Source organism: Angustibacter aerolatus (assembly GCF_054776675.1).
In genome coordinates, this window is record NZ_BAAHBM010000112.1 from 1 (window position 1) to 8,843 (window position 8,843).

8 protein-coding genes are annotated in these 8,843 nt (G+C 73.9%); 2 read left to right on the forward strand and 6 right to left on the reverse strand.

The window, feature by feature from the left end; all coding sequences use genetic code 11:
• From ACYVI6_RS16925 to ACYVI6_RS16945, 5 genes are all read right to left on the reverse strand, one after another.
• A partial coding sequence (locus ACYVI6_RS16925) for a BadF/BadG/BcrA/BcrD ATPase family protein (RefSeq protein ID WP_460447487.1) occupies positions 1-844 on the reverse strand: 844 nt, incomplete at its 3' end.
• Entirely contained in the window at positions 841-1,902 is a 1,062-nt protein-coding gene (locus tag ACYVI6_RS16930; protein WP_460447488.1) for an SIS domain-containing protein, read from the reverse strand. The genes ACYVI6_RS16925 and ACYVI6_RS16930, both read right to left, overlap by 4 nt.
• A gap of 37 nt (positions 1,903-1,939) precedes the next feature.
• Positions 1,940-2,788: a carbohydrate ABC transporter permease gene (locus ACYVI6_RS16935; protein ID WP_460447489.1), complete on the reverse strand. Its 849-nt coding sequence runs from the start codon at positions 2,786-2,788 to the stop codon at positions 1,940-1,942.
• A complete protein-coding gene (locus ACYVI6_RS16940; protein WP_460447490.1) occupies positions 2,785-3,744 on the reverse strand; it encodes a carbohydrate ABC transporter permease in 960 nt (319 codons plus the stop codon). The genes ACYVI6_RS16935 and ACYVI6_RS16940 overlap by 4 nt, the downstream gene beginning before the upstream one ends.
• The gene (locus ACYVI6_RS16945; protein ID WP_460447491.1) at positions 3,741-5,090 is read right to left on the reverse strand and encodes an ABC transporter substrate-binding protein; all 1,350 of its coding nucleotides are present in this window, start codon (positions 5,088-5,090) and stop codon (positions 3,741-3,743) included. Before ACYVI6_RS16945 ends, ACYVI6_RS16940 begins: the two co-directional genes overlap by 4 nt.
• A 97-nt stretch (positions 5,091-5,187) precedes the next feature.
• Here ACYVI6_RS16945 and ACYVI6_RS16950 point away from each other — a divergent pair, with 97 nt between their 5' ends.
• Positions 5,188-6,399, forward strand: coding sequence for an ROK family protein (locus ACYVI6_RS16950; protein WP_460447492.1), 1,212 nt, complete (start codon positions 5,188-5,190; stop codon positions 6,397-6,399).
• A 39-nt stretch (positions 6,400-6,438) separates the two neighbouring features.
• Here the strand turns inward: ACYVI6_RS16950 and ACYVI6_RS16955 are convergent, their stop codons facing one another.
• Complete coding sequence (locus ACYVI6_RS16955) at positions 6,439-8,046, reverse strand: hypothetical protein (RefSeq protein WP_460447493.1); 1,608 nt, start codon at positions 8,044-8,046, stop codon at positions 6,439-6,441.
• 105 nt (positions 8,047-8,151) lie between these two features.
• Here ACYVI6_RS16955 and tilS point away from each other — a divergent pair.
• Positions 8,152-8,843, forward strand: a 692-nt coding sequence (tilS, locus tag ACYVI6_RS16960; RefSeq protein WP_460447494.1) for a tRNA lysidine(34) synthetase TilS, incomplete at its 3' end; no start/stop codon positions are given.

Genomic DNA, 8,843 nt, shown 5'->3' on the forward strand with positions numbered 1-8,843 from the left:
CGAGCACCTCGAGCCCGGCCGGCAGCCCGCCCTCGGCGACCGCCTCGTCCACGCTCCGCGCGACCAGCGGCTGCGCCCGCGCCACGCCGCCGGCCAGCACGACGTCGTCGGTCGGCACGCCGCGGCGGTGCAGCCGCAGCACGAGGTCGGCCAGCTCGCCGGCCGCCGCGCGCACGACGTCCAGCGCGTCCTGCGACCCGGCCTCGACGGCGTCGAACACCAGCGGCGCCCGCGACGACCAGCCCGGGATGCCGCCGGCCTGGCTCACGGCCACGATCAGCTCGGCCGCCGACGTCACGCCGAACGAGCCCATCAGCAGCTCGCCCAGCGGGTCGGCGGGCAGCCCCGACTCGAGCCGCGCAGCCACGGCTCGCACCGCGGCCCGCACCAGGGTCGGCGCGCTGCCCTCGTCGCCGAGGAGCCAGCCCCAGCCCCCGGCGAGGGTGGTCGGGTGCCCGGCCCGGTGCCCGGCGGCGATCGAGCCGGTGCCGACGATCACGCCGACGCCCTCGGTGAGCCCGGCGGCGGGCAGCACCAGCTCGGCGTCGTTGTGCACCAGCACCTCGCGGCCGGTGACCCGCACCAGCGCCGCCTGCAGCGCCGTGACGTGCTCGGGGCTGTCGCACCCGTGCGCGCCGACGACCACCGCGGACGCCGACGGCCAGGCCGGGTGCACGTCGTCCAGCAGCCGCTGCAGCCAGCGCGCGCCGTCGTCCCACGGCCGCGGGTTCCAGCCGGCGCTGGGGCGCACGGCCTCCAGCAGCACGGCGGCCGGGCTCGCGACGACGACGTGCGTCTTCGTGCCGCCGACGTCGACCCCGACGACGCTGGGCCCGGCGGTCACGGCGTCGGCGCCGGAGCGTCGTCGAGCTTGGTGTCGCTGCCGGAGAACACGAAGTCGTCGGCGCCGATGCCGCGCTGGGCGGCGAGCCGGCCGCTGACGTGCTGGAAGACGATCGTGTGCAGCACGGCCGTGACGCCGGGCGTGGTGCTGGGCACCCGCACGACGACGACCTCGGACGGCACACCGGCCGCACGCAGCGCCGCGTCGTCGAGGGCGGTCACGAGCGCGACGGCGTGCCCCTGCCCGGCGAGCTGCACCGCGAGCTCGGCCGAGCGGTGGTCGCCGAGCAGCACGTGGCCGGTCGAGGCGGGCGCGCCGGACGTCGCCGACTCGGTGGGACCGTGCAGGTAGTTGCGCAGCTCGAACGCGGTGGCCGGCACCCGGCACACCTCGCGCAGCAGCAGCGCACCCTCCTCGGCCGCCACCAGCGCGGCCTGCTCGCCGCTGACGTCGACGCTGCCCGCCGCGCCGACGAGCGCCGTCAGCCGGTCGATGGCCTCGCCGGCGTCCCGCTGCAGCGTCGAGACGTCGTCCGCGAGCCGTGACCAGCCGTCCGCGACGGCGGGGCCGGGGGCCTCCCACGCGTCGGCCAGCAGACCGAGCGCGGCCAGCGTGCCGGTGAAGCCGATGGTCGACGCCTTGCTGTCGCGCTCGTCGCCGAGGTCGAGCACGGCGTCCACGACGGAGGTGAGCGGCGAGCCCGGCACGTTCACGACGGCGGCGCGCAGCGCCCCCTCGACGGCCGACAGCGCCTCGACGGTCTCGCGGCTGCGGCCCGACTGCGAGATCGCGACGACCGCGTCCCCGAGCGCGGGGGTGCCGGGCGGCAGGTCGCCGACGTCGGCGCGGTGCGCCGCGACGCCGCGGGCGCGCAGGGCGTGCACCGGGGCGGCCGCGGCGGCCAGGCTCGCGCCGATGCCCACGAACACGGGACGCCGGGTGCTCAGCAGGGCGGTCAGCTGCGGCAGCTGCCCGCGCACGTGCCGGACGACGGCGTCGAGGCGCTCGGGCTGCGTCGCCATGGCGTCGGCGTAGGGGATGAAGCGGTCGTCGCTCATGCGGCGGTCTCCCGGTCGTGGGTCGTGTGGTCGAGGGTCACTTGATGGCACCGGCGGTGAGCCCGCTGGTGATGTACCGCTGCAGCACCAGCGCGATGAGCACCGGCGGCAGCGCCGCGATCACCCCGCCCGCGGCCATCAGGCCGAAGTCGAGGCTGTAGCGGCCGGTGAACTCCGTGAGCGCCACCGGGATGGTCTTGGCGGCGGGCGACGAGGTGAGGATCAGCGCGTAGAAGAACTCGTCCCAGGCACCGAGGAACCCGAGCAGGCCGGCGGAGATCAGGCCCGGGCGGGCCAGCGGCAGCACCACGCGCCAGAGCGCACCGAGCCGCGAGCAGCCGTCGATGCGCGCGGCCTCCTCGAGCTCGACCGGCAGCGACTGGAAGTAGCTGCTGAGCAGCCACAGCACGAACGGCGTCGTGAACGAGCAGTAGACGACGATCAACCCGATCTTGTTGTCCAGCAACCCCAGCGCGCTGAGCGCCAGGTAGATCGGGATGACCAGCGCGAGCGGCGGCATCATGTAGGTGACGAGCAGCATCAGCACCGCGCCCCGCTTGAAGCGGAACCGCAGTCGCGCCACGGCGTACGCCCCGAGGGCACCGCAGGCCAGCGACACCGCGACGCTGCAGGTGGCCACCACGAACGAGTTCAGCACCGCGGCCCGCAGCGCACCGGCCACGCTGCCGGCGTCGCCGCCGAGGATCGCCTGGTAGCGCTCGAGCGTCGGGTGCTGCGGCCACAGGTGCATCGGCAGCGCGAGCAGCTCGCCCTGCGGGCTGATGCTGGCGACGATCAGCGACAGGAACGGCCCGAAGACCACGGCGAGCAGCACGACGCCGCACGCGTACATGCCGATCCGGTAGCCCGTGCCCTGGCGGTTCACGACGGCGCTCCGCCGGACCTGTTGAGCACCCGCATGTAGATCAGGCAGAGCACCAGGATGCAGGCGACCGTCACGTAGGCGACGGCCGAGCCGAGCCCGAACTGCTGGTTCGAGAACGCCTGCAGGTACGTGTAGAACGCGATCGTCGTCGTGCCGGACGCCGGACCGCCGCGCGTCATCACGTAGATGATGTCGAACACCTTGAACGCCTCGATGGTGCGCAGCACCAGCACGACGCCGATCGACGGCGTGAGCAGCGGCAGCGTCACCGACAGGAACCGTCGCCAGGGGCCGGCGCCGTCGAGCGAGGCGGCCTCGTACAGCTCGCGCGGCACGGTCTGCAGCCCGGCGAAGAGCAGGATCGCGACCAGCGAGGTGTTCTTCCACGAGTCGGCCAGCGCGACGACGACCAGCGCCTGGTGCGGGCCGCCGATCCAGTCGTGGTAGCTGCTCGTGAGGTGCAGCTGCGTCAGCACGCCGTTCAGCAACCCGTACTCGCTGTTGAGGATCCAGCGCCACATGTTCGCGTTGACGATCGTCGGCAGCGCCCAGGTGAAGACCACCGCGCTCCGGAACAGCCACTGCCCGCGGATGCGCTGGTTCAGGAACTGCGCCACCGCCAGCCCGACGACCAGCTGCAGCGCGGTGGAGAACACCGTGAAGAACGCGGTGCGCCCGAGCGTCGCCCAGAAGTCGGGGTTCGACAGCAGCGTCGTGTAGTTGCGCAGCCCGACGAACGGCAGCTCGGTCTGCACCGAGCTGGTGACGTCGAAGAAGCTCAGCACCAGCGTGCGGCCGAGGGGGTACAGCACGACCCCGAGCACGACCACGAACGCCGGCACCATGAGCAGCAGCGCGAGGGGCGCCTGGCTGCGGTCCCTGCGCAGCCGGACGCCGGCGGGCCCGGACGGCGCGGGCGCAGGCGCCGCCGCCCGGGTCACCGGAGCCGTGCTCATCCGCCCAACGCCCCCTCGGCGTCCTTCGCGGCCTGGTCGAGCGCCGCCTGCGGCGACTTCTGGCCGAGCAGCGCGGCCTGCAGCTGCTGCTGCAGCACCTGGCTGACGGCGTTGTAGCTCGCGACGGCCGGGCGGCTGATCAGGTTGCCGTAGGTGGCCTGGTCGACGTCGACCAGCTGCTCGCGACCCTTGCGCAGCGCGTCGGTGTAGTCCGACTTCCACACCGGCAGGTTGTTGTCGGCGTACGCGGCCTGGTTCTCGGCGCTGGCCAGGTAGCTCACGAGCTTCCACGCGGCGTCCTGGTGCTTGCTGCCGCTGGTGATCGACAGGCCCATGCCGCCGTCGACGCTGGGGTTCTTGCCGCCCGGGCCCTTGGGGGAGGTCGAGACCACGAGCTGGCCCGGGTGCTCGGTCTGCTTCGGGTCCTTCGACGCGGCGAACACGTAGTCCCAGTTGAGCGCCATGACCGTCTGGTTCTGCAGCAGCGACTTCTTGACGTCGTCCTCCAGCGCCTTGGTCGACGCCGGGTTGGTCAGGCCGTCCTTCAGCGTCATGACCATCCACTCGAGGGCCTGCACGCCGCCGCCGGAGTTCCAGCTCGGCTTGCCCTGCGCGTCGACCAGCGTGCCGCCGAACGCCCCGACCAGCTGGGTGTAGTCGCAGATCAGCGCCTCGGCCTGCGACCAGCTCCACATGAACGGGTACTTCACGACGCCCTGCTGCTTCAGGGTGCGGGCTGCGGCGACGCAGCCGTCCCACGTGCCGGTCTGCGCCGGGTCGACGCCGGCCTGCTGCAGGAGGGTCTTGTTGTAGAAGAAGACCTTGCCGCCCGGGAACCACGGGACGCCGTAGTACTTGTCCTGGTAGGAGACGGTGCCCAGCGTGCCGGGCAGGATGTCGTCCTTCCACGCCGCGGGGTACCGGCTGGTGACGTCGACGATCATGTTCTTGCTGGCCAGCTCGGTCGGCCAGATGCAGTCGATGAGCACCACGTCGTAGGTGCCGGCGGGGGCCGAGATGACGATCTTGTCGTGCAGCGCCTCGTAGGCGACGTACGTGTTCTCGACGGTGATGGTCGGGTTCGCCTTCGTGAAGGCGGCCGTCATCTTGTCGATCTCCTCCGGGGTGTACCCGGCCTGCTGCATGAAGAGCGCGCGCAGCTTGGCCGGCCCGGTGTCCTTGCCCGATGCCTTCGAGTCGGCGCCGGGGACGCCGCACGCGCTGAGCAGCGCGGCCCCGCCCGCCAGGGCCCCGAGGCCCAGGAAGCGGCGCCGGTTCAGCCCGCTGAGGGTCACTGCTGCGGTGTCACTGGTCTGGCTCTGCGTCGCCTGCCGACGGTCGGTCATGGCCACCTCCTCGTGGGTTCGGCAAGTTAACTAACTCTGCGAGACGGTGTCAACGCTATGCTCGCGGCGACCTGCTGGAGCGTGGGAGGGTGTCGGCGTGACGACGGTGGCCGAGCGCGCCCTGACGCCCAGCGCGCGCGACGTGCTCGCCCTCGTCGCCGACCGCGGCAGCTGCACCAGGCCGGCGATGGCGGCGGCGCTGGGCCTGTCGAAGCCGACGGTCTCGGCCGCCGTGGGCGAGCTCGAGCGGGTCGGCCTGGTCGAGCGCACGCACTCCACGCAGGGCGCGACCGGTCGGGTGGCCGCCGTCTACGGGCTGTCGGCGCGCGCCGGTCACGTGCTGGCGGTCGACGTGGGTGTGACCAGGGTGCGGGTGCGGGCGGCGCGGCTCGACGGCACCTCGGTGCTCGAGCACGAACGCAGCCGGCGCGCGACCGGGCGCCCCCGCCTGCGCACGATGGCGTCGCTGGCGGCCACCAACCTCGACGTCGCGATGCGCCAGCTCGACGGCAGCTGCGGCCCCCTGCGCGGCGTCGCCGTCGCCGTGCCGCACACCGTGCTGCGCGGTCCGCGCGAGGTGGCCCGGCAGCCGGAGCTCGACAGCGAGCGCGCCATCGTGCGGGCGGTGCGCGGCGCGGGCGTGCCCGAGCACGTGCCGGTGCAGGTGGAGAACAACGTGAACTGCGCGGCCCTCGCCGAGCAGCGCGACGGCTGCGCGCGCGACGAGCGCACGTTCGCGATGCTGCAGATCGGCGTGGGCATCGGCATCGGGCTGGTGCTCGACGGCCGGCTCTTCACCGGCGCGAACGGCGTGGCGGGCGAGGCGTCGGTGATGCCGTTCCCGTGGCACCCCGGCGGCGTGCCGCAGCACGAGGGGCTGGAGCGGCACCTGGGGTCGGCGGGCCTGATGCAGCGGGTGGCCGCGGCCTGGCCGCGCGACGCCGGCCCGTGCCCGGCCACCGCCGAGGCGCTGTTCCGGCTGGCCGGGGCGACCGACGTCGACGGACGCCGCTCGAGCACCGCCCGCCGCATGGTCGACGACCACGCCGTCGAGGTGGGACGCCTGGCTGCCGCGCTGGTCTCGCTCGTCGACCCCGGCCTGGTGGTGCTCAGCGGCGGCGTCGGCTCGAACCCGCTGCTGCTGCCCGGCGTTCGCTCCGTGCTCGACACCCTGCCCTGGCCGACCCGGGTCGTGCCCAGCCCGCTCGGCGTCTCGGCGACCCTGACCGGGGTGACCCGGCTGGCCGTCGCCTCGGCGGTGCAGGACCTGCTGGCCCGGCTCGCCGATCCCGTCGCGCTGCCCGGCTAGCGCCGGTCCCGGCGCTTGCGACGCCGGGACCGACCGTCGCTACTTCACGACCTTGACGTACTTCTCCACGCTCTCGGCGTTCAGGTCCTTGCTGTTGGTCGAGAACCAGACCGCCGTGTAGTACCCGGTCTTCGTCGCCTTGACCCCGGCGTCGAAGCGACCGCGGCTGTCGGTGCGCACCCACCCGACCTCCTTGAAGGTCTTCGACCCCTTCGCGCGGAAGAACAGGTCGACGTACCGCTTGGAGCCGATGCTCTTCCAGGTGCCGCCCACCTTGTGCTGCACCGTGCCGCGCAGCCGGACGAGCTTGCCCTTGCGCACCTTCGAGGTCACCTTGTAGCCGGTGACCCGCGTCGCGTTGCGCGAGAGCTCCACGGTGCGGCTGGTGCTGCCCTGCAGCACCGAGGTGCCGTTGTAGACCAGGCGGAACGAGCCGGACGGGTGCTCGAGGTAGCCGTCGATGCTGAACGCGCCGGAGCGGTCGGTCGGCACGTACCCGAGCGTCGTCCAGTGCCTGCCGTCGCGGGCCTGCTGCACCCAGACCTTCGTGCCCTTCGGGGGCGTCACGCCGCTCGACTCCGTCAGCCGTCCGGCGATGTGCAGCTCGGAGAACTCGTTGATCGCCGGCTTGCTCCACGAGAGGGCGGTGCGGTCGACCACCAGCACCTTGGCGCTGGCGCTGCGGGTGCCCACGTACACGGCCGTCGTGCTGTCGGACGGGATGCGGACCCCGTAGCCGCCGTCCTGCACGGGGACCAGGCCGAACGAGAACCGGCCGGTCGCCGACGTGCGGGCCACGGCGGAGTCGGTGCGGCCGGCGCCGAACGACACCACCTCCGCGCCAGGGAGCGCGCGCCACTCGCCGTCGACGACGGCCTGCACCGTGCCGCTCAGCGTCAGCTTCGCGGGGTACCGCACGGTGGCCGGCACGGCGTCCAGCACGATGCGGCCCTGCGTCGCGACGACCGGTACGTCGACCGGTCCGTCGACCGACGCGTTGGAGCCCTTCCACGAGAAGTCGGGCATCAGCAAGGCCGTGTCGACGTGCGCGGACGTGCCGGCGGTCCTCGGCGTCCAGCTCGCCGAGTACCGACCGTCCGCACCCACCGTCGCGTCGTAGGTGGTGCTGTCGACGGTGAGCCGTGCGATCACGCCGCCCGCCGGGTGGGTGTCGAGCCCGTCGCGCGGGTCGAGGTAGCGCACCTCGCCCGCGGCCACCAGGTGCTGGTGCAGCACGTCGAGCCGGGTGGTCAGCGAGTGCGAGACGACGCGCGGCTGCTTGAGGTAGTCGAGCGTGGAGGTCCCGCCGCCCTGGTTGACGTCGCCGTCGGCGTCCGTCGCGGTGACGGTGGTGTCGTAGTAGCCGTAGTCCAGCACGAGCCGCTGCTCGTTCGTCCAGACGCCGTCGACGAGGTGCAGGTCGACGGACGCGGCGGGCTCGCCGAAGCGACTGAGGTCGGCGTGGACGGCGGTGACGTCCGAGTCCGACGACGCGCGGACGGCCAGCACGCCGGGGTCACCGGGTGCCGTCGCGATCTCGTCGATCACCGGCAGCTGGCCGGGGTCGGCAGACGCCGCGAGCGGCTGGGCGACGAGAGCGGCCGCGACGAGCGCGGGCAGGGCGAGACGAAGGTGACGCGTGCGCAAGGTTCCCCCCGAGACGGCGACCTCACCGTGAGGCCTGTGCCGAAGGTAGGGCCCGGCACCGACAGTCGTCAGCCGGTTCACCCGTTCGCCCACTAGCGTTCGCCCGTGACCGGACCCGACCCCGCGGTCGCGCGGGGGCGCACGGCGGTCCGGCGGGCGCTCGCCGACCTGCCGCCGGGCTCGCTGGTGCTGGTGGCGGTGAGCGGTGGGCCCGACTCGCTGGCGCTCGCCGCGGCGACGGCCTTCGTCGCCCCGCGCGCCGGCCTGCGGGCGGGGGCGGTGCTCGTCGACCACGGCCTCCAGCACGGGTCCGCCGAGGTGGTGGCAGCGGCCGCGGCCACCTGCACCGCGCTGGGGCTGGCGCCGGTCCGCGTCGAGACGGTGGGCGTCGCGGCGGACGGCAGCGGTCCGGAGGCGGCGGCCCGCACCGCCCGGTACGTCGCGCTCGAGCGGGTCGCCGACCAGCTCGGGGCGGGTGCCGTGCTGCTGGGGCACACGCTCGACGACCAGGTCGAGACGGTGCTGCTCGGCCTGGCCCGCGGGTCGGGCACCCGGTCGCTGGCCGGCATGCCCGCGCGGCGCGGCGTCCTGCGCCGGCCGCTGCTGGACGTCGGGCGCGACGTCACGCACGCCGCGTGCGCGGCGCTCGGGCTGACCCCCTGGCTCGACCCGCACAACGCCGATCCGCGCTTCGCCCGGAGCCGGGCGCGGGCGCTGCTCGCGGACGCCGAGCCGCGGCTGGGGCCGGGTCTGGCCGCCGCGCTGGCCCGCACGGCCGCGCTGGCCCGAGACGACGC